Consider the following 18,016-nt stretch of genomic DNA (forward strand, 5'->3'; position numbering starts at 1 on the left):
CTATTTTACGCGGTGCGCTTCCACCGACCGTGTGTGTGCGCTGCGAGCCCTGCAAGCTCGAGAGCGCCCAATGCGCTCATCACATCCTCTATGCTCATCCCTGCCGTGACGGTTATGGCATCCACGCTGGAAGCGGCGCGCCTGGGCAGCGCTTCCCACACTCTGCGCTGGTGGCAAGGCAGGGCGTCGATGCCGTGGTCGGGTGATTGAGGCTGGTCGAAGAGCGGTTCTGTGTTTCCGATGTTCAGGTCAAGGGTGCTGACCATCTCAATAACATCTGCGCTGTCGCGGATCAGCGTGCCGCCCTCACGAATCAACCGATGGCAGCCTCGTGACATTGCTGATGTAACAGGGCCTGGAATAGCTCCGACGTGCCGTCCCAGCTCCATGGCGCGCCGCGCTGTTGCCAGCGCTCCGGATCGTTGATCGGCTTCAACGACGATGGTCGCTTGTGCCAACGCCGCGATAACGCGGTTACGCGTGAGAAAACGCCAGCGTGCAGGGCGCCACCGTGGCGGTACCTCACTCATCAGCGCACCCGCCTCATGGCTGACTATCTCGTCAAAAAGTTGACGGTGTGCTACGGGATACGGCCGTTCGAGTCCGCCAGCCATCACGGCAATAGTGGGGCCCGGAGGCGAGGCGAGTGCTCCCCTATGTGCTGCGATGTCAATGCCGAACGCGCCTCCGGACACCACGCACATACCTTTGGACGCCAGCTCGTATCCCATGTCGGCAGCAGTCTTCTCACCAACCCGGGTGCAGGCTCGTGATCCGACAATGGCGACGGTAGGGCGATCGAGCAGGTGGCCTCGCACCCATAGGCACACCGGCCGCTCGTGTTCCAAGTCGTTCAAAGCCTCAGGCCATTTGCTATCGCTCGGAATCAGCAGCTGACCACCGACGCGTTCAATCCATTCAAGGTCCCCGGCCGGGTCGGCGACCACGGCTCGTGGATGCCAGCGCTTCCAGACAGTCTCCCAATCCCGAGGAATTCCCTGCGCAGTTCGCTCAAGTGCAAGTGGCAAGCTGCCCGGCGTGTCTGCACACACCCAGGCGATCGCCTCATCATCGCCCAGAGCGAGGCGAAGCGCATGGGCGTACACGTCACCCGGTTCGATCACACTGGACCACCAGGCAGCAATATGATGCTCATCGGGCAGTAGGGGGATCGTCATAATCTTCTCCTGTTCGAAGTGAATACGCCATCGTGAAGTCATTCATGGTGGGATGGTTGTGACCTGCCAGATCAGCGATCGTCCATGCCACTCGCAGGACTTTGTCCGCGCCGCGCATTGACAGTGAGCCGCAATCCACTGCGCGCGACATTGCGCATGCGATTGCCTCGTCGGGCATGAAATCCCGCCGCAGGACGGAGCCAGGAACTTCTCGGTTGAGTCTCCAGGGTGTCCCCTCGAAGCGGCGGCGTTGTCGCTGGCGGGCCTCCTCCACACGCTCGCGAACGCATGCCGAAGTCTCCCCCGTATCCATCGCGAAGTCTCCCGCGGTAGGTCTGGACACATTCAATTGAATGTCGACACGATCAAGAAGCGGTCCAGACAGGCGCGACAAGTAGCGGCGCTGCTGCATGGAGGTACATGTGCATCGAGCATGCTTGGAGTTCCGGTTACCACAGGGGCACGGGTTGGTCGCCAAGACGAGCTGAAAAGATGCCGGGAACGTGACGGTTGCGCGCGAGCGGTGAATCGTCATCACACCGTTTTCCAACGGTTCACGTAAGGCATCCATCACTGAGGGGGCAAACTCAGCAGCTTCATCAAGAAACAGCACTCCCCCATGTGCAAGGGAGATGGCGCCTGGTCGCCCCACTGATTGTCCCCCACCCACGAGGGCCGGCATCGATGCCGAGTGGTGTGGAGCTTCGATCGGAGGCTGAGTGATCAGTCCGTGCTCTGCGCTCCACGCCTGCGCCAGACAGTGCAGCGCGGTCGTCGTGAGTGATGTGTCAGTATCCAAAGGTGGCAGGATGGTCGGCAACGCGCGCGCAAGCATGGTCTTTCCGGCTCCTGGCTCCCCTATCAACATGATGTGGTGTCCCCCTGCTGCGGCGATCTCAAGGCCTGTCCGGGCATAAGACTGGCCTCGTACATCGCTCAAATCAAGTAAGGACGGACACTGCGCGCTGGAACTGTAGTGATCGCACTCGCCCTCGGAAGGATGGGAGAAGCCTACGCTTCCGCTGCGCTGGGCAATGCCGCCAACAGATTCGACTAAATCCGCCAGATGCTCGTAGCCGTGGACGGATACACCCGGCACCAGCGCCGCCTGAGCGACACTTGCTGCTGGGACCACGATATCGGTGGTGCCGCCTCGTGCAGCACCTATGACAGCTGCGAGAAGGCCAGGCGGAGGCCGCAGCGACCCATCCAGACCCAGTTCGCCCAAGAAAAGCGTGTCCACCACAGCGTCGGGCGGGATCTGTCCACTGGCCAGCAGAACAGACAGTGCGATCGCCAAATCAAACCCTGATCCTGACTTGGGTAGGCCGGCCGGTGACAGGTTGACGGTGACGCGCTGGTTGGGAAGGCCCAGCCCGCAGGCACTGAGTGCGGAGCGCACACGGTCCTTGGATTCACGCAAAGACGCGTCCGGTAAACCGACCAGAGTAAATGAGACCACACCGTTCGCGACAGATGTCTCCACATTGACTATGTGACCATCCATGCCGATCAACGCAATCGTGCGGATCGAGGCCGTCTGCCCACTCATAGCTGAATGCCCTGACACCAGGTGATATCCGCATTGCGACGCAGCCATTGAGCGCCGTGGCCGCTCTCAAGTGCGCGACTCAAGCATGCTGCCCGGCTGGGGCTGACCTCGATTGAGACCACATCAAATCTGATCGGCGCTTCCGGCCGGTTGGCCGCGCACCATGCGGCCGCTGCCTGCGCGATGCGCGTGAACTTAACGTGTGTCACGGCTTCGAGGCCACTGCCGAACCTGTCACCAATACGCGTTTTCACTTCAATAAAGGTGGTCATCCTCGTGCCGCTACGCGCAATGAGGTCAATCTCGCCGCGAGTCCCGTTTCTCCAGTTACGTGCGAGGACCTCGTATCCACACTCCTGTACGACGCGGGAAGCGCAGTCTTCTCCGGCGCGGCCCAGTGTGCCTCGCCAGTCGATGCGTTCGTCGGTTGCTGTCATAGTGCAACCATGCCAACGAGGTCGAGTCAGTGGCTATCGCGGCTTCAGTATCTGTGGATGCGATGCCTGTACACACGGCATCTGTGGAAGGATCTCTTCCGGGAAAAATCCTGTGGATAGAGCTATTTGAACAGGTCGTAGGACCTACGGAATGTCAAGCTCAGGCTTCGACAGCTCTTCGACGTTGACATCCTTATACGTAATGACCCGCACTGACTTCACGAAGCGAGAAGAGCGGTAAATGTCCCACACCCATGCATCAGTCAACGTGAGCTCGAAGAAAACGTCGCCGCCCATCGGTCGGGCCTGCACATCAACCTTGTTGCACAGATAGAAGCGTCGCTCGGTTTCCACCACGTACGAAAACAGTCCGATCACGTCGCGGTACTCACGAAACAGGTCAAGTTCGAGGCTATTCTCGTAGCCTTCCAGATCATCTGCGCTCACGGTATCATCATGCCCTGTTCGTCAAATTCGTGCTGGGCTCCACGCCGGGAAGTTTCCACGAACGCCGATGCTGGTCACACGCACCCATGCGGCTCAGGGCGTCAATATGGGTGCGCGACGCGTACCCTTTGTTGTGAATCCAGTCGTATCCTGGATCCTCCAACGAGCACATCAATCTGTCTCGCTCCACCTTCGCCAGAACGGACGCAGCGGCAATGACTGCACATTCTGCATCTCCATGCACGCGCGTCATGATGGAAACGTCAGTGCCGACGGGAGAAACACCGAGAAGATCTGCAGCGAGCCAGTTATGAACACCATCAAGTAACGTCACCCCGATAGTGGCTCCATCCCCTCTCACCGCTTCAATCGCCCGCGATGCTGCCAATCTTAAAGCGCCGATGATGCCACCCTCGTCAATTTCTGCGGGGCTGGCCATGCCGACTGCCGAGGCGGCGACCCACTGGTGAATAGGGTCAACGAGCTCTTCTCGAGCGCGCGCAGAGAGCATCTTTGAGTCTGCAAGTCCAACAGGAGCAGGTCCCGATTTTTCAGTCACGAGGGCGACTCCCACGGCAACGGGACCAGCAATTGCGCCGCGTCCCACTTCGTCCACACCTAAAACGGTGGGATACGACTGCAGCAATTCGCACTCGACGTCACGTGTGGCAAAGCGGCGAAGCTGACGCATCACGAATCTTTGACGGCTGAGAAAACATCACGATCGCCTAGCCAGCTCCAGTGACCGAGGGGCCACAGCACCATCGTTGCGCGGCCGACGATCTCGTCAGTGTCAATGAATGCGTTCTCGAGCGGGTTCATATGGAAACGTGAGTCAGCGGAATTCGGGCGATTGTCCCCCATCACCCACACTGATCCTTCGGGGACGGTGACGTCGAATTCCATACGCGATGCTGGTTCGCCTGCAGGAATGTACGGTTCGGTGATCTCCTGGCCATTGACGGTGAGTGCGCCGTTCGCGGTACAGCATTGGACACGGTCTCCGCCTACTCCGATGACGCGCTTGACCAGCGTCTGTTCGCCGTTGGCTGGGAGGATGCCGATAAATTCTCCCACCGAACGCAGGATTCTCCCTGCACCTTCTGATTCTGCGCGAGGAAGCCATCCTTTTGCATCGTTGAACACGATCACGTCACCGCGCTCGATATCGCCTCGGAAGGCCGAAATTCGTGAGACGACGATGCGGTCATTTTCGACGAGCGTGGAACGCATCGAGGGCGAGGGAATCCAGAACATCTGGAAAATAAAAGCGCGAATGACGGTGGACAGGACGAGTGCACCCACCACGATGATGACGCACTCTTTCAACCATGAGAAACCGCTTGACTTCTTCTGCAAAGAGTCATCCTGGTCGGAGTCGTGGTAGCGCTTCCTGTGCTGGATCGGTTGGTAGTTCACGCGTTGACTTCCTCTGAAACTGAGGCCCGGTACCGTGGAGGTACCGGGCGCTCGTGAGTCTCGTTCACTCACTGAACTCGCGGTGCTCGCGCACACGCGCCGCCTTGCCATGACGATCACGCAGGTAGTACAGCTTCGCGCGGCGCACATTACCGCGGGAAGTGACCTCAATGTGGTCAATGGTAGGCGTGTGGATCGGGAAGGTACGCTCAACGCCGACACCGAATGAGATCTTTCGGACGGTGAACGTCTCGGACACGCCGTGACCACGGCGTGCAATAACGATCCCCTGGAAGACCTGAATACGGCTACGGTTACCTTCAACGACTCGTACGTGAACCTTCACCGAGTCTCCAGCACGGAAAACCGGAATGTTATCGCGCAATGACGGTGCATCAACAGCATCCAGTTTCTGCATTTTTACTCCTCAACGTTTCTGCCGCAGGTCAGTCCCGTTTATACGGCGGATCTTGGTCCGCAATTCTTGAGCAGATCGTGCTTTCTGGCGCTCCCCCCGCGGCAGGCTACGCCCAGCTGATCTGACGTTCTAGTGTGCCACAAGAATCGGGTGCTTCCCAAGTCCTGTGAGCTATTCGTGGCGTGATCGCGGCGTGATGTTACGCACGAATACGTCATCGATATTGGCTTTCTCCCCCACCATGAACGTGCGCCTGCCGGCAACTGAGAAACCATGACGCTTGTAGAACGTCTGCGCGCGTTTATTGGCGATCGAGGTTCCCAGGGCAATCTGTGAGTTGCGCCCCTGAGCTTCCACATCTGCGACCGCACGCTCGATCATCGCTCCGGCCACACCTGACCCCTGCCAGAATTCTCTCACGTAGCATTTGGACAGATATGCCGCCCCTAGCTCAAGCTTCCCAGGCCGCACCATCTGGGTAGGCATTCCGTCGGGCCCGGACAGAATAGTCAGGGTGTAGCCGATCAGCTCCGATGAAGCACCGCGCAACTGCGCGACCAGGATCCGGTAGACGGACGGGGACGCGAGCATGCGTTCAAATTCGCTGGGAGACAGGCTTTCCCCAATGAAGGCTGCAATATCGTCCTGACTGACGTAGTCCGGACATGCCAGTGGGAACGTGTTGGCTGCAAGCTCAGAAAGAGCCTCTGCTTCCCCTTCACGCGCCAGCCGTATCATGACATCGCGTCGCCTGGGGGTGATGATCGTGCCGGCACCGGCCAGCACTTCCTTGTCGCGGGTTGACAGGCATTGTGCATCGAGCCGATCAATGAGGTCGGGCCGACGGTGAGCAGTTCTGACCAGTGATCGATCACGGCGCCACCGGTCAATCTCGGCGTGGTTGCCGCTGGTGAGCACGTCGGGCACGTCAATGCCGCGCCACGATCTGGGCCTGGTATACACAGGATATTCGATCAGACCATCGGGCCCATAGGATTCTTCGTCAAGAGATTCAGGATTGCCGAGGACACCCTCGAGCAGTCGTGACACGGATTCGATCAGGACGAGTGCTGCGGCCTCGCCGCCATTGAGGATGTAGTCGCCGATGGAGTATTCGAGGACTTCCACTTCCTGCTCGCGGTAGAAGTCGGCAACGCGTTGATCGATACCTTCATATCGTCCGCAGGCAAGGATGATCTGGTCGACTTCGGCAAGTTTTTCCACACGGCGCTGATCCAGCGGCGTGCCGGACGGGGTCGGAATCGCGAGGACTCTTCGGGCGGAGTCAGAGTGGGAATCAGCCAGGTCGACACTCAGAACCTGGTCGATGCCGCGGCCCCACACGTCGGGCCGCATCACCATTCCTGCTCCCCCGCCGTACGGCGCGTCATCGACAGTGCGATGACGATCCGTTGTCCATTGACGCAGATCATGGGTGTGAATGTCGAGTAGACCCGCGTCCTGGGCCTTGCCCAGAAGGGACAGGTCCAGGACGTCAAAGTAGTGCGGGAAGATGGTGAGCAGATCAATTCGCACGCCGCTATTCTCCGTCCATGTCGTAGTTATCGTCGAACAGACCCGGGATCGGATCAATCGTCATGGTTCCCTCGTCCACGTTGACTTCCGGTACCAGGGCGCTGACAAATGGCACCAGTACTTCCCGGCCATCGGCATCGACAATGATGAGATCTTGCGCAGCTCCGGGCTGCATACCGGTGACTGTTCCCAGGTGTTCGCCCAGCAAAGTGACGGCTTCCAGTCCGGTGAGCTGGTGGGGATACCACGCGTCATCCTCATCGAGGGCATCCACCATTAATTCCGTGCCGCGCAGGTCCTCAGCCTGTTCGCGGGTGGAAATTTCTTCGAAGCCCGCCAGGACGCGGTCTTTGTGTGCACGCAAAGATCGCATCGTCAAAGTGCTGTATTCGCTGTGAGAGGTGTGCACAGTGGTGCCGGGAGCCAGCGCCTGGGGCCGGTCCGTCGTGACTGTCACGTACACTTCGCCCTTCAGGCCGTGGGCCGTCCCCACCACTGCCGCTCTGAGCTGCATCTTTGCTCCTCACGGTATTGTGGGGTCCGGCTCATGTTGAGCGGACCCCACACCTATGCCATATACAGCCTTGGCGCTGTTACTCCTGGTCAGTATCAATCACGTCAACCCTGACGGAGCCGCGAGTCGACAGGCCGTTCATCACGGCGCGCAGTGCGCGTGCGGTGCGACCCGACCGGCCGATCACGCGACCCAGATCATCCGGGTTAACCCGAACTTCCAGCAGCTGCCCGCGCCGGATCGACCGCCGCGTGACACGCACATCGTCAGGATTGTCGACAATTCCGCTGACAAGGTGTTCCAAGGCATCGGCCAGCATTACTCAGCGTCCTTTTCCTCAGCTGGAGCCTCGGCTGCCTCGGCAGCCGGTTCTTCTGCGGATTCTTCGGCTGGGGCGTCGGTTTTAGCTTCGGCTGCCTCGGCTGCTTCAGCCGAGGCCTGAGCCTTGGCTTCAGCCTCGGCCTTTTCCTTTTCAGCTGCAACCTTGGCCTTACGCTTTTCAGCATCTTCCTCAGCGGCCTTAATGGCCTTTTCGGCTTCTGCTGACTGATCGGTCTCAGCGACCTTGACGCGCGAGACGGCGTCCTTCTTGCCGTTGAACTTGGCAATGTCACCGGTCAGCACGAGCAGGTTACGCACCGTGTTCGAGGGCTGCGCACCCACTGAAAGCCAGTACTGCGCGCGCTCGGAGTCGATCTTAATGATAGAGGGGTCGCGGGTCGGATCATAGATGCCGACCTCTTCAATGACCTGACCATCGCGCTTCTTACGCTGGTCAACGACAACGACGCGGTAGAAGGGCGCATGGATCCTACCAATGCGCTTCAAACGAATACGAACTGCCACTTGTGTGGTCACTCCTGTTTCTAACTCGGGTTGGATCGCACATGGTATCGGTGGGAAACACGATGTCACGATAGATCCTGGACACAGTCTCGAGTGGTGAGAGGGACCAACCCTCGACCGGGTACAGCACTCCATTGTGCCACGCATCGGTCTCAATTCCCAGATCTTGTTCCTCTCATCCTCTGTTTCCTGGCGTGTGATCGATCACGACGAGGGCTCACGAGAAGTGGAAATTCAGTGGGTGAAACACCACAATAGCCTTATGAGCACACATGGTGACGTCACGAATGATGATGAGCGCATTGCTCACGACCTGGCGATCCTGGCGGGGGCTGCAGCGCGCGCCGTGGCCAGCTATCTGCGGCGCGCTGTCAGCCACGTTGAATCCGTTGACTTCAAAGCTGACCACCACGATCCGGTCACTGTACATGACAAGCGCGTGGAATCTGCGCTGCATGTTCTCCTGGGCTATTTTGTTCCGGGCTCACGCGTACTGGGTGAGGAAACTGGTGAACGCACCCTGCCCCGAAAATTCGACGGGCCGACCGAGGAGTTCACCGAGGACTTCGAATTTCCCACATCCCCCCTGGTTCAGGGTGCCAGGCGCCGCTGTATGTCGCTGGCTGAGCGCGTCAGGTGGATCGTCGACCCCATCGACGGGACGGCGAATTTCGCAGCCGGAATGCCTTATTTCAACACGTCAATCGCTGCTGAGCTGGACGGCGCAGTCGTTGCTGGAGCAATCAATGCTCCGATCATGGATCACCTGTTCCTCGCTGATCTCACTCATGCGTGGCTGCGCACTGACGGGGAAGACATCGACATTCACGCCCAGGGTCCCACGAGCGAGCGAGACGCGGTCGTGCTGTCATATCACCCGTCACTGCATTCATTCATTAACGATCCTGCCGGTTCAGCTGAAGAATACACTCGCCTAGCGTCAACATATCAGGCTGTTCGTCGGCCAGGTGCCGCAGCCCTCGACCTGGCGATGGTCGCGTCTGGAAGGGCTGGTGCAGTGCTGGCCGGGACGATGAAGCCGTGGGATGTGGCAGCCGGTATCCACATGGTCAAGGTGGCAGGCGGGAACGTCGTGAATGCCCCGATGGGCACTGATCTTCCCGACGGAGTGCGTCCAGGCGTGGCAGCGTGGGTCGGCTCGATGGAGGCCCCCGTCCTCCAGGAGCTTCTTCACCAGGCTGACAGCCGGCGCTCAGGCGACGCGCGTCCCGCCCAAGATGACGGCGACCGGTCGTGACAGTTCGGTAATGTCTGCACGAGGATCAGCCTCGTAGACCACGCAGTCAGCTGGCGCGCCATCGTACAGACTGGGATAGCCGAGGGCGTCGCGAGCCTGCCAGGTCGCGATGTCGAGAATCTTGGCTGGCGGCATGCCTGCCGTGTGCCATCGGGCAAGTTCTGCTGGAAGGGATCCGTGATCCTGGTAGCCGCCGGCATCTGTTCCGGGAAGCAGGTGGACTCCTGAATCGAAGAGGCGCTCATAATGGTCGTGTCGTCCCTCGTAAAGCGTGCGCATGGTCTGCGCGTAGCGCGCGAACTTGCCGTCGGCAGCCTGCGCGAAGGATTCGAAGAGTTCGATTTGGCAGAGCGTGGGTGTGATGACAACACCTTGCCGTCTGGCCTCACTGAGCTGATCATCGTCCATACCGGAACCGTGTTCGATTCCGTCGACGCCGGCTGCCAGCAGATCATCGATTGCTGCGTGAGAAAACGTGTGAGCGGTCAGGCGCGCGCCAGATTCGTGCGCGGCGGCAACTGCGTCACGCAGGACCTCACCTGGCCACAGGGGGCGCAGATCCGATTCTGATCCTTCACTGCGGTCGATCCAGTCCCCCACGATTTTGACCCATCCATCCGAGCGGGCCGCTTCCTGTGCGACCGCTTCAGGCAGTTGCGAGGGCGTGGCCAGTTCGCGCGAAATGCCACGAATGTAGCGTTTAGGGCGTGACAGGTGTGTGCCGCAGCGGATCAAGTGCGGCAATGTGGGATCGTGTTGAATATGCGACGTATCGACAGGACTGCCGCAGTCACGCATGAGCAAAACTCCGCTGTCACGGTCTGCTTGAGCCTGCCGAATCTGTGTTTCCTGATCGACAGGACCGTGAGGACCCAGGCCAATGTGACAATGCACGTCAACGAGGCCGGGAATGATCCACCCGATCAGTTCCTCTTCATCCGCGGCCGGAGGCTGCGCGGCCGTGGAGATTCTGCCGTCACAAATCGACCAGGAGCCTTGCGTCCATGCGGCGGGCTGCGACCCGTCTGAGGAGGGACGCCACAGAGCTGTTCCTGTCAGGCGCATGATATCCGTCAGAATCCGTTGAGCATGCGCTGAATATCCTCGGGGAGTTGGTCCATAGAGGGGCGCTGGGCAGCGCCCTGGCCCTGACCAATGCCGAATGCGCTACCCGACGAGGACGCATTGTTCCTGCGTTCACTGGCTGGAAGCATTGCTTCGAGTTCCTGCTGGCGACGCTTAGCTGGGTTTCCTGAACGCGCCTTCTTCTTTACGCGCGCACGCTGAGCCTTGGCACGGCGTGCATCTTCACGCTGTTTGGCGCGGCCACCATGTCCCGGCATATTCCCCATTCCGGGGAAGCCGCCGGCAGCGCCCATTTGACCCATCATCTCGCGGGCTGCTTCGAAGCGCTTGACCAGTGCGTTGACTTCCGTCACCGTGGTACCTGAACCGCGGGCAATACGGGCACGGCGCGATCCGTTGAGAATCTTGACGTCGTTGCGTTCGGCGGGCGTCATGGAACGGACGATTGCTTCGACACGGTTGACTTCTGACTCATCGAAGTTGGCGAGCTGGTCCTTCATCTGCGCCATTCCCGGAATCATTCCCAGAACCTTGCGCATGGATCCGAGTTTGCGGACCTGCTGGAGCTGGTTGAGGAAGTCTTCGAGGGTGAGCTGGCCACTCATGGCCTTCTCAGCGACCTTCTCGGCTTCCTCCTGATCCATCTTCTTTTCGGCCTGCTCGATCAGGGTCAGAACGTCACCCATATCAAGAATTCGGCCGGCCATGCGGTCTGCGTGGAATCGTTCAAAATCGTCAAGGCCTTCGCCCGTTGAGGCAAAGAGGATCGGCGCACCGGTCACGCCGCGTACGGACAGCGCAGCGCCGCCTCGGGCATCGCCGTCAAGTTTCGACAAGACGACACCGGTAAAGCCGACGCCATCCCTGAACGCGGTCGATGTCTGCACGGCATCCTGGCCAACCATTGCGTCCAGGACGAACATGATTTCGTGCGGATTGACGGCGTCACGAATCGCGATTGCCTGATCCATCATTTCCCGGTCAACACCGAGGCGCCCAGCGGTATCGACGATTGCCACGTCGAAACCATTGTTGATGGCGTAGTTGACGCCGGTTCGCGCCACGTAGACAGGATCACCGACTCCGTTCCCCGGCTCCGGAGCCCAGACCTTGACTCCGGCACGCTCGCCCAGAACTTGCAGCTGCTGGACGGCATTTGGGCGCTGAAGGTCCGATGCAATCAGCATGACCTTCTTGCCTTCTTCCGTCAGCCACTTGCCGAGCTTGCCGGCAAGGGTTGTCTTACCGGCACCCTGAAGGCCGGCCAGCATGAACACGGTCGGCCCCCGGTCAGCGAAGTGGAGTTCACGCGTTTCGCCGCCGAGGGTTTCGACCAGCTGGTCGCGCACGATACGCACAACCTGCTGACTGGGGTTCAGACCCTGTGAGCGGGTCGCTCCGTAAGCGCGTTCACGCACTGCGGCGGTAAATTCGCGGACGACAGGAAGGGCAACGTCAGCGTCAATCAGGGCGCGTCGGATCTGACTGACTGTTTCATCAACGTCAGATTCGCTGAGAATACCGTGCCCGCGAAGTTGTTTGAACGATTCAGTGAGACGATCTGACAGGTTGGAGAACACTGGATCCCTTCCTTCTCCGATGTGGACGCAATGGTCTTACACTAGCGCACCCACGGCGCCGTGTGCTTACGTGGCAGGCTGTCCCACAATTGCCTGAATGAATGACTCGGCATCGAAGGGCGCCAGATCGTCGACGCCCTCTCCCAGCCCCACCAGCTTGACAGGAACTCCGAGTTCCCTTTGGACCGACACCACGATTCCGCCCTTTGCGGTGCCATCCAGCTTCGTCAGGACGATTCCTGTCACTCCAGCCACTTCTGCGAAAATTTCCGCCTGGCGCATACCGTTTTGGCCGGTCGTCGCATCGAGGACCAGGAGGACCTCGTCAACGGGACTGACACGTTCCATGACGCGCTTGACTTTCCCGAGCTCATCCATCAGACCTGACTTGTTCTGCAGTCGGCCCGCCGTGTCCACAATCACGACGTCAACGCCGTCGTCGACACCGCGGTGTACGGCATCAAAAGCGACGGATGCGGGATCGGCGCCTTCACGGTCGGATCGGACCACGTCAACCCCCACGCGGTTGCCCCACGTCTCCAGCTGGTCAGCCGCTGCGGCGCGGAATGTATCAGCAGCACCGAGCAGGACTGTCTTGTCCTGTGCAACAAGCAACCGGGCCAGTTTGCCAATCGTCGTCGTCTTACCTGTTCCATTGACGCCGATCACCAGCACAGACGCACTGACCTTGGTGCCGTTTTCATCAATGTGCGGCTCGCAATGCAGGGAACGATCCATAGTCGGGTCGACCAGTGCCAGAAGCTCTTCGCGTACAATCGTGCGGGCTGACTCGGCATCTGAATGTCCCTCAACCTTGACGCGGGTGCGCAGCCGCTCCATGAGTTCTTCGGTGGCCGGCAATCCCAGGTCGGCCATCAGAAGTGAATCTTCGATCTCTTCCCAGTCTGCCGCGTTGAGCTGCGCGCGCGAGAGAACTGAAAGGAGCGCATGTCCGATAGCGCCAGACTGCGCGAGGCGTCCGCGCAGACGTTGCATGCGGGAGGGAACGGATTCAGGGGTTTCGGTACGCGGTTGCGTCTCAACGTCAGGAGCCGCAGTGGTCTGACCGCTCTCAATAGTGGGTGTGCGGCGTTCTTCAAGTTCGGGGCTGGACTGTCGTCCTCGTACGCCCCACCAGATTCCCACGCCCACAAGGGCAACGAGAACCAACAGGCATACCAGACCGATCGGACTTGTCACAAAATCGGTGAAAGTGTTCATAGTCCTATCATGGCCTATTTAATGCGTGAGTTGCATTTTACGCACGCGTCCGCGCCGCGATGCAGCCTCCATGCGTGTGGCCGCCTCTTCGACACGTACTGCTGCATCCTCGAGGCGTTCATATCCAGGCAGGTCGGTCGCATCGACATACGCCGAGCCGTCTCGCCCATTGCTCCGGAGCATCGTGTCCAGGCTGACAAGCTGAGGATCGATATCCGCGTCCTCATCTGTTCGCGCCGGGTCAGCCCAGCGTTTCGACTGGTCTTTCCAAAGAGACTGCCATGATTGGGCGCCTCGGCGTGACAAGGCCAGGCTTGCCAGGACGCCTCCTGCCAGAGCCACAACAACCAACGTTGTCAGCACGATGACCACAAGAGAACCAAACATGTCTTCATTGTCATGTGTGACGCCAGCGAGAGCCACAGTAAACGCCGCACATGCTCAATTTGTTATCTGTGATCTCCTAAGCATCTGCCAGGCGCTGCGAGACGACGGTTGTGACCCCGTCACGCATCGTCACGCCGTAGAGCGCATCAGCGATTTCCATCGTGCGTTTCTGGTGGGTGATAACAATCAGCTGGCTTTCTTCCTGCAGCTCCCGGAAGATTTCGAGCAATCGCGTCAGGTTCACATCGTCGAGGGCGGCCTCAACCTCGTCCATGACATAGAACGGTGAGGGACGCGCCTTGAAGATGGCGATGAGGAATGCCAGAGCTGCCAGGGAGCGTTCTCCGCCGGACAGCAGTGACAGGCGCTTGACCTTCTTGCCCGCCGGCCTGGCTTCGATCTCGATGCCCGTTGTCAGCATCGAATCTGGATCCGTCAGCGTCAGGTTGCCCTCGCCGTTGGGGAAAAGGACCTCGAAGGTGTGGGCAAACTGTTCGCGCGTGTCGTTAAACGCGGTGGTGAATGCGTCTTCGACCAGGCGATCGACGTCGTCAATGATATGCAGCAAATCGGCTTTCGACGATTTCAGATCATTGACCTGGGAAACCAGGAATTCGTGGCGCTTGGACAGTGCTTCGTGTTCCTCCAGTGCCAGTGGGTTCACGCGGCCAAGTTTTGCCAGGTCACGTTCAGCAGCCGCCAGTGCCTTTTCCTGTTCGGGGCGCGAAAAGGCAGTCGGGTCGCCCTCGCCTGAAAAATCCGGCACGAGGTTATGGGGGCCGAATTCTTCGATGAGCTGGTCAGCTTCCAGGCTGAGTTCCTCCATCGACCGGGCGGTCGCCTGTTCCAAGCGCATCATGGTCTGTGCACGTGCGATTTCGTCCTGGTGTGCCAGGCCGGTGATCTCGGCAATTTCAGCATTGACGGCATCGAGCGCGGCGCGCAATTCGATGCGCTCATGGCTTGACTGCTGACGCAGTGATTCAGCTTCGGCGCGCAGGTGTTCCCAGTGCTCAACGATTCGAGCGGCAACGTCCACGCCGTACTGAGCCTGTTCGGCAACGCGTTGGGCAATGAGCAGCTTGCGCCGGCGCTGGTCCTCACGTTGGGCGTATCGGCTGCGCTCCTCACGGCTGCGCGCTGCTGCCTGCCTGAGAGCTCGAGCCCTTCCTCCGCTTTGTCTCGACCGTTCTTCATTGGTGCGAAGTTCCAGACGCGTGGCCGTCTCATGTTCGCGAGCTTCGCGGGCTATGCGCGCGGCTTCGCCTGCTCTCTGTTGAGCCGGCTCAGCGTCGGGAGCCGGTTCCATGTCTTTGGAGGTGCTCAGCCGCTCGTCGGCGGTATCCACCTGGCTGCGTGCCCATTGAACATGCTCGGCGACTTTACGTGCGGTCGCCTCGCACCTTTGTGTCTCTGCCTGAGCAGCCTTGGCTGCCGACTGGGCGCGCGCGTATGCTTCAGCGAGCTTTGCGCGCTGCGAGTCCTGGGCACGCAAGGCTTTGAGCGCTTCGTTGGCAGCGCGGATCGCCTGATCGAGTACCTTATTTGCGTGAACCAGCTGTTCAGAGGCCTTCTGTTCGTCATCGAGGGCGTGGCGCGCTCCCTCAACGGCCTGTTCGTACTGAGCGCGCACACTCAACACCGAGGAAGTGGAGTGGCCAGATCCGATCAGTGACTCCCCCGTGACAACATCACCGTTGGACGTGACCACTGTTCGAACGTCGGGATGCTCCAGCAAGTCCTGCACTTCGTCGAGATCCCGGCACACGACGACGCTTTCGAGCAGCTTCGTGACGCTGCGCGAAACCGAGTGCGCGTGGGTGATGACGTCCAGCGCCCAGCGCGCTCCAGACGGAAGGGGACCACGTGGCTGCGGTTCCACCTCGTTATTGCCGTCGCCGTCACCGGCGCGCATCATGCGCATCTGTCCTTGTTGGTGTTCGCGGGCGTGACGCAGGCAGTCTATTCCGTTCGCCGTTCCGTCGACGATCGCGGCATCAGCCAGTGGGAACAGTGCTGCGGCAATGGCATCTTCCCAGCCCGGCTCAATGGTCAAGGCTTCAGGGACCGTTCCGAGGACACCGGAGCGGCCTGCCAATGTCGAAGTTGCGTCGTCGGGTGCGAGCTGCTCAGCCAACGTGTCACGGCGCGACTCCCACCTGGCTCGCTCGGCGCGTGCTTCCCGCTCACGCGCCACCAAAGCGTCAACCTGACTTCGGGCTTCATCGCGTTTGACGGAAGCCTGCGAGTGGTTGCGCGCAGCAGTGTCTTCGCTACCCTCGCCATCGGGAGCAGGCGTCTTTCGGAGGGCTTTCTCGGCTTCCTCCTGACGTTTGCGCGCGGCGCGCACCAGTTCTTCTGCTCGATTTTCCTCAGCTTCGGCAGCTACGAGGCGTGAGCGCGCAGATTCGACGTCGCCTGTCAGACGTGCGATCTTCTCACGTCGATCCGCTATCTGGCGCGTGATGCCGGACAGCGTCCCGTGGGCTTCTTCATCACGCTGCTCCGCCTCCTCACGAGCACTGATAGCCTCCTGCAGGCGCCGTCGGCACTCTTCTACTGTGCGCAGAAGCTCGGCGTCCTCGGCACTGGCCTCATCGGCACGCCTGTCCAGTTCGTCAGGATCGTCACCGGAGGGCGCATCAAGTGGACGTTCGAGGGAGGCAATCTTGTCGCGGGCCATCAGAACTGTTGCGCGCAAGGACTCCCCGATCGCAGTGAGGTCACGCCAAGCGGTATTCGCCTCAGTCAAACGCGGATCGGCTTCGCGTTCGCGCTGTTCACAAAGTTGAATACTTTCTGTCAGCTCGCGCGCGTGAACACGCAATTCCTGAGTCTTCTGGGTACGCACCTGGTCGGATTCGTCGTGCGCATTCAGGCGGTCGCGAAGGTCAACGATCTCATCTGCAATCAGGCGTGCCTTTGCGTCACGAACACGAGCCTGTATCGATTGTGCACGGCGGGCCGTTGCAGCCTGGCGTGCCAGTGGGCCAAGCTGGCGGTGGATTTCCTGCGTGAGGTCGAGGACCCTCACCAGATTCTGATCCATTTGCTCAAGCTTGCGCAGGGCGCGTTCCTTACGTCGGCGATGCTTGAGAACACCGGCGGCTTCTTCGATGAAACCTCGACGTTCCTCAGGTGTTGACGAAAGGATCTGATCGAGTTGTCCCTGACCCACGATGACATGCATCTGCCTGCCCATACCCGTGTCGGACAGGAGTTCCTGAACATCGAGCAGGCGCGCTGGGGTGCCGTTGATGGCATACTCTGATCCCCCACCGCGGAACAATGTGCGCGAGATCGTCACTTCTGAGTAGTCGATGGGCAGGGCCCGATCGGTGTTGTCGATGGTCAGATCAACTTGAGCACGCCCCAACGGTGCTCGCGAGGATGTTCCGGCGAAGATGATGTCCGCCATCTGTCCACCGCGCAACGTTTTGGCACCTTGTTCGCCCATGACCCAGGCAAGAGCATCGACGACGTTCGATTTGCCCGACCCGTTCGGGCCGACTACACACGTGATGCCGGGTTCTAAACGCAGCGTTGTCGCCGAAGCAAAGGATTTAAAGCCTCGTAACGTTAAATTTTTCAGGTGCACGTCTTTAAGAATACGTAAAAAGGCAGTTAAGCGTGCATTGCATCGTCGGCAAGCTCCGGGAACCACAGGGCAATCTCGCGTTGGGCAGAGTGCGGCGAATCTGATCCGTGCACGATATTTTCCGCGGTTGCGCGTCCCCACGCGCGGCCCAAGTCGCCACGGATTGTTCCTGGCTCGGCGTCAGTCGGGTCGGTTGAGCCGATTAGTCGGCGCACTCCGTCGACAACGCGTGTCCCTTCGACAACGGCAGCCACGAGCGGTCCAGACGACATGAATTCGATCAATGCAGGGTAGAAATGGCGATGGCGGTGTTCATGGTAATGTTCCTGAAGCAATTCTTCAGAGGCTTGCTGAACTTTCAGACCAACCAGCTTGTATCCCTTTGATTCAATCCGTCGCAGCACTTCGCCTGTCAATCCTCGCCTGTATCCATCAGGCTTGACCAGCACCAGTGTGCGTTCATGGGAGCCGTCTGTGCGTTCGTGTGCCGACATAGCATTCCCCCTCGTAGATGATCGTGCACTTCATGCAGCCTTTCG

The 18,016-nt window shown here is 59.8% G+C and carries 18 protein-coding genes; 1 reads left to right on the forward strand and 17 read right to left on the reverse strand.

The annotated features are described in order from the left end of the window. Positions 1 to 5: 5 nt before the first annotated feature. The 11 genes from dprA to rpsP form a co-directional block, all read right to left on the reverse strand. The gene (dprA, locus tag QP093_RS00620) at positions 6 to 1,178 is read right to left on the reverse strand and encodes a DNA-processing protein DprA (protein WP_058236719.1); all 1,173 of its coding nucleotides are present in this window, start codon (positions 1,176 to 1,178) and stop codon (positions 6 to 8) included. Then, positions 1,153 to 2,730 carry a YifB family Mg chelatase-like AAA ATPase gene (locus QP093_RS00625; RefSeq protein WP_058236718.1) on the reverse strand — a complete coding sequence of 526 codons (1,578 nt, stop codon included), beginning with the start codon at positions 2,728 to 2,730 and terminating at the stop codon, positions 1,153 to 1,155. The genes dprA and QP093_RS00625 overlap by 26 nt, the downstream gene beginning before the upstream one ends. Then, positions 2,727 to 3,167 (reverse strand): YraN family protein, encoded by a 441-nt coding sequence (locus tag QP093_RS00630; protein ID WP_074026163.1) that lies wholly within the window; start codon positions 3,165 to 3,167, stop codon positions 2,727 to 2,729. The genes QP093_RS00625 and QP093_RS00630 overlap by 4 nt, the downstream gene beginning before the upstream one ends. A 144-nt stretch (positions 3,168 to 3,311) precedes the next feature. Next, on the reverse strand, positions 3,312 to 3,614 hold the full coding sequence (locus QP093_RS00635; protein ID WP_058236717.1) for a DUF2469 domain-containing protein: 303 nt from the start codon (positions 3,612 to 3,614) through the stop codon (positions 3,312 to 3,314). A 7-nt stretch (positions 3,615 to 3,621) separates the two neighbouring features. Beyond that, the gene (gene rnhB, locus QP093_RS00640; RefSeq protein WP_058236716.1) at positions 3,622 to 4,305 is read right to left on the reverse strand and encodes a ribonuclease HII; all 684 of its coding nucleotides are present in this window, start codon (positions 4,303 to 4,305) and stop codon (positions 3,622 to 3,624) included. Beyond that, positions 4,305 to 5,033, reverse strand: a complete 729-nt coding sequence (gene lepB, locus QP093_RS00645; RefSeq protein ID WP_257525464.1) for a signal peptidase I — start codon at positions 5,031 to 5,033, stop codon at positions 4,305 to 4,307. Before lepB ends, rnhB begins: the two co-directional genes overlap by 1 nt. Positions 5,034 to 5,097: 64 nt before the next feature. After that, positions 5,098 to 5,451, reverse strand: a complete 354-nt coding sequence (gene rplS / locus QP093_RS00650) for a 50S ribosomal protein L19 (protein WP_285014074.1) — start codon at positions 5,449 to 5,451, stop codon at positions 5,098 to 5,100. 171 nt (positions 5,452 to 5,622) lie between these two features. Further along, complete coding sequence (gene trmD / locus QP093_RS00655) at positions 5,623 to 6,987, reverse strand: tRNA (guanosine(37)-N1)-methyltransferase TrmD (protein ID WP_058236714.1); 1,365 nt, start codon at positions 6,985 to 6,987, stop codon at positions 5,623 to 5,625. A gap of 4 nt (positions 6,988 to 6,991) precedes the next feature. Continuing rightward, a complete protein-coding gene (rimM, locus tag QP093_RS00660) occupies positions 6,992 to 7,501 on the reverse strand; it encodes a ribosome maturation factor RimM (RefSeq protein ID WP_058236713.1) in 510 nt (169 codons plus the stop codon). 79 nt (positions 7,502 to 7,580) lie between these two features. Then, the gene (locus QP093_RS00665) at positions 7,581 to 7,820 is read right to left on the reverse strand and encodes an RNA-binding protein (protein WP_058236712.1); all 240 of its coding nucleotides are present in this window, start codon (positions 7,818 to 7,820) and stop codon (positions 7,581 to 7,583) included. Then, positions 7,820 to 8,347 (reverse strand): 30S ribosomal protein S16, encoded by a 528-nt coding sequence (gene rpsP / locus QP093_RS00670; RefSeq protein WP_058236711.1) that lies wholly within the window; start codon positions 8,345 to 8,347, stop codon positions 7,820 to 7,822. Before rpsP ends, QP093_RS00665 begins: the two co-directional genes overlap by 1 nt. A gap of 262 nt (positions 8,348 to 8,609) precedes the next feature. Between rpsP and QP093_RS00675 the strand changes: the two genes are divergently transcribed. Beyond that, positions 8,610 to 9,605 (forward strand): inositol monophosphatase family protein, encoded by a 996-nt coding sequence (locus QP093_RS00675; protein WP_285014075.1) that lies wholly within the window; start codon positions 8,610 to 8,612, stop codon positions 9,603 to 9,605. Here the strand turns inward: QP093_RS00675 and QP093_RS00680 are convergent. The 6 genes from QP093_RS00680 to ndk form a co-directional block, all read right to left on the reverse strand. Beyond that, positions 9,561 to 10,670 (reverse strand): amidohydrolase family protein, encoded by a 1,110-nt coding sequence (locus tag QP093_RS00680; protein ID WP_058236709.1) that lies wholly within the window; start codon positions 10,668 to 10,670, stop codon positions 9,561 to 9,563. The two genes, QP093_RS00675 and QP093_RS00680, sit on opposite strands and share 45 nt — an antisense overlap. Positions 10,671 to 10,678: 8 nt before the next feature. Beyond that, on the reverse strand, positions 10,679 to 12,271 hold the full coding sequence (gene ffh / locus QP093_RS00685; protein ID WP_058236708.1) for a signal recognition particle protein: 1,593 nt from the start codon (positions 12,269 to 12,271) through the stop codon (positions 10,679 to 10,681). A 66-nt stretch (positions 12,272 to 12,337) separates the two neighbouring features. Then, the gene (gene ftsY / locus QP093_RS00690; RefSeq protein ID WP_058236707.1) at positions 12,338 to 13,492 is read right to left on the reverse strand and encodes a signal recognition particle-docking protein FtsY; all 1,155 of its coding nucleotides are present in this window, start codon (positions 13,490 to 13,492) and stop codon (positions 12,338 to 12,340) included. 18 nt (positions 13,493 to 13,510) lie between these two features. Continuing rightward, complete coding sequence (locus tag QP093_RS00695; RefSeq protein WP_070727205.1) at positions 13,511 to 13,879, reverse strand: hypothetical protein; 369 nt, start codon at positions 13,877 to 13,879, stop codon at positions 13,511 to 13,513. A gap of 76 nt (positions 13,880 to 13,955) precedes the next feature. Continuing rightward, positions 13,956 to 17,477, reverse strand: a complete 3,522-nt coding sequence (smc, locus tag QP093_RS00700) for a chromosome segregation protein SMC (RefSeq protein ID WP_058236705.1) — start codon at positions 17,475 to 17,477, stop codon at positions 13,956 to 13,958. Positions 17,478 to 17,503: 26 nt separating this feature from the next. Next, positions 17,504 to 17,971 carry a nucleoside-diphosphate kinase gene (ndk, locus tag QP093_RS00705; RefSeq protein WP_058236704.1) on the reverse strand — a complete coding sequence of 156 codons (468 nt, stop codon included), beginning with the start codon at positions 17,969 to 17,971 and terminating at the stop codon, positions 17,504 to 17,506. Positions 17,972 to 18,016: the final 45 nt, after the last annotated feature.

The organism is Pauljensenia sp. UMB10120 (assembly GCF_030212035.1).
In the GTDB taxonomy this organism is placed as follows: domain Bacteria; phylum Actinomycetota; class Actinomycetes; order Actinomycetales; family Actinomycetaceae; genus Pauljensenia; species Pauljensenia radingae_A.

Bases quoted from the DNA above. Each gene is read 5' to 3' on its own strand.
- rplS (WP_285014074.1), bottom strand. From the start codon at position 5,451: ATGCAGAAACTGGATGCTGTTGATGCACCGTCATTGCGCGATAACATT.
- rimM (WP_058236713.1), bottom strand. From the start codon at position 7,501: ATGCAGCTCAGAGCGGCAGTGGTGGGGACGGCCCACGGCCTGAAGGGC.
- QP093_RS00625 (WP_058236718.1), bottom strand. From the start codon at position 2,730: ATGAGTGGGCAGACGGCCTCGATCCGCACGATTGCGTTGATCGGCATG.
- QP093_RS00665 (WP_058236712.1), bottom strand. From the start codon at position 7,820: ATGCTGGCCGATGCCTTGGAACACCTTGTCAGCGGAATTGTCGACAAT.
- ftsY (WP_058236707.1), bottom strand. From the start codon at position 13,492: ATGAACACTTTCACCGATTTTGTGACAAGTCCGATCGGTCTGGTATGC.
- QP093_RS00680 (WP_058236709.1), bottom strand. From the start codon at position 10,670: ATGCGCCTGACAGGAACAGCTCTGTGGCGTCCCTCCTCAGACGGGTCG.
- rnhB (WP_058236716.1), bottom strand. From the start codon at position 4,305: ATGCGTCAGCTTCGCCGCTTTGCCACACGTGACGTCGAGTGCGAATTG.
- dprA (WP_058236719.1), bottom strand. From the start codon at position 1,178: ATGACGATCCCCCTACTGCCCGATGAGCATCATATTGCTGCCTGGTGG.
- ndk (WP_058236704.1), bottom strand. From the start codon at position 17,971: ATGTCGGCACACGAACGCACAGACGGCTCCCATGAACGCACACTGGTG.
- QP093_RS00695 (WP_070727205.1), bottom strand. From the start codon at position 13,879: ATGTTTGGTTCTCTTGTGGTCATCGTGCTGACAACGTTGGTTGTTGTG.
- QP093_RS00675 (WP_285014075.1), top strand. From the start codon at position 8,610: ATGAGCACACATGGTGACGTCACGAATGATGATGAGCGCATTGCTCAC.
- QP093_RS00630 (WP_074026163.1), bottom strand. From the start codon at position 3,167: ATGACAGCAACCGACGAACGCATCGACTGGCGAGGCACACTGGGCCGC.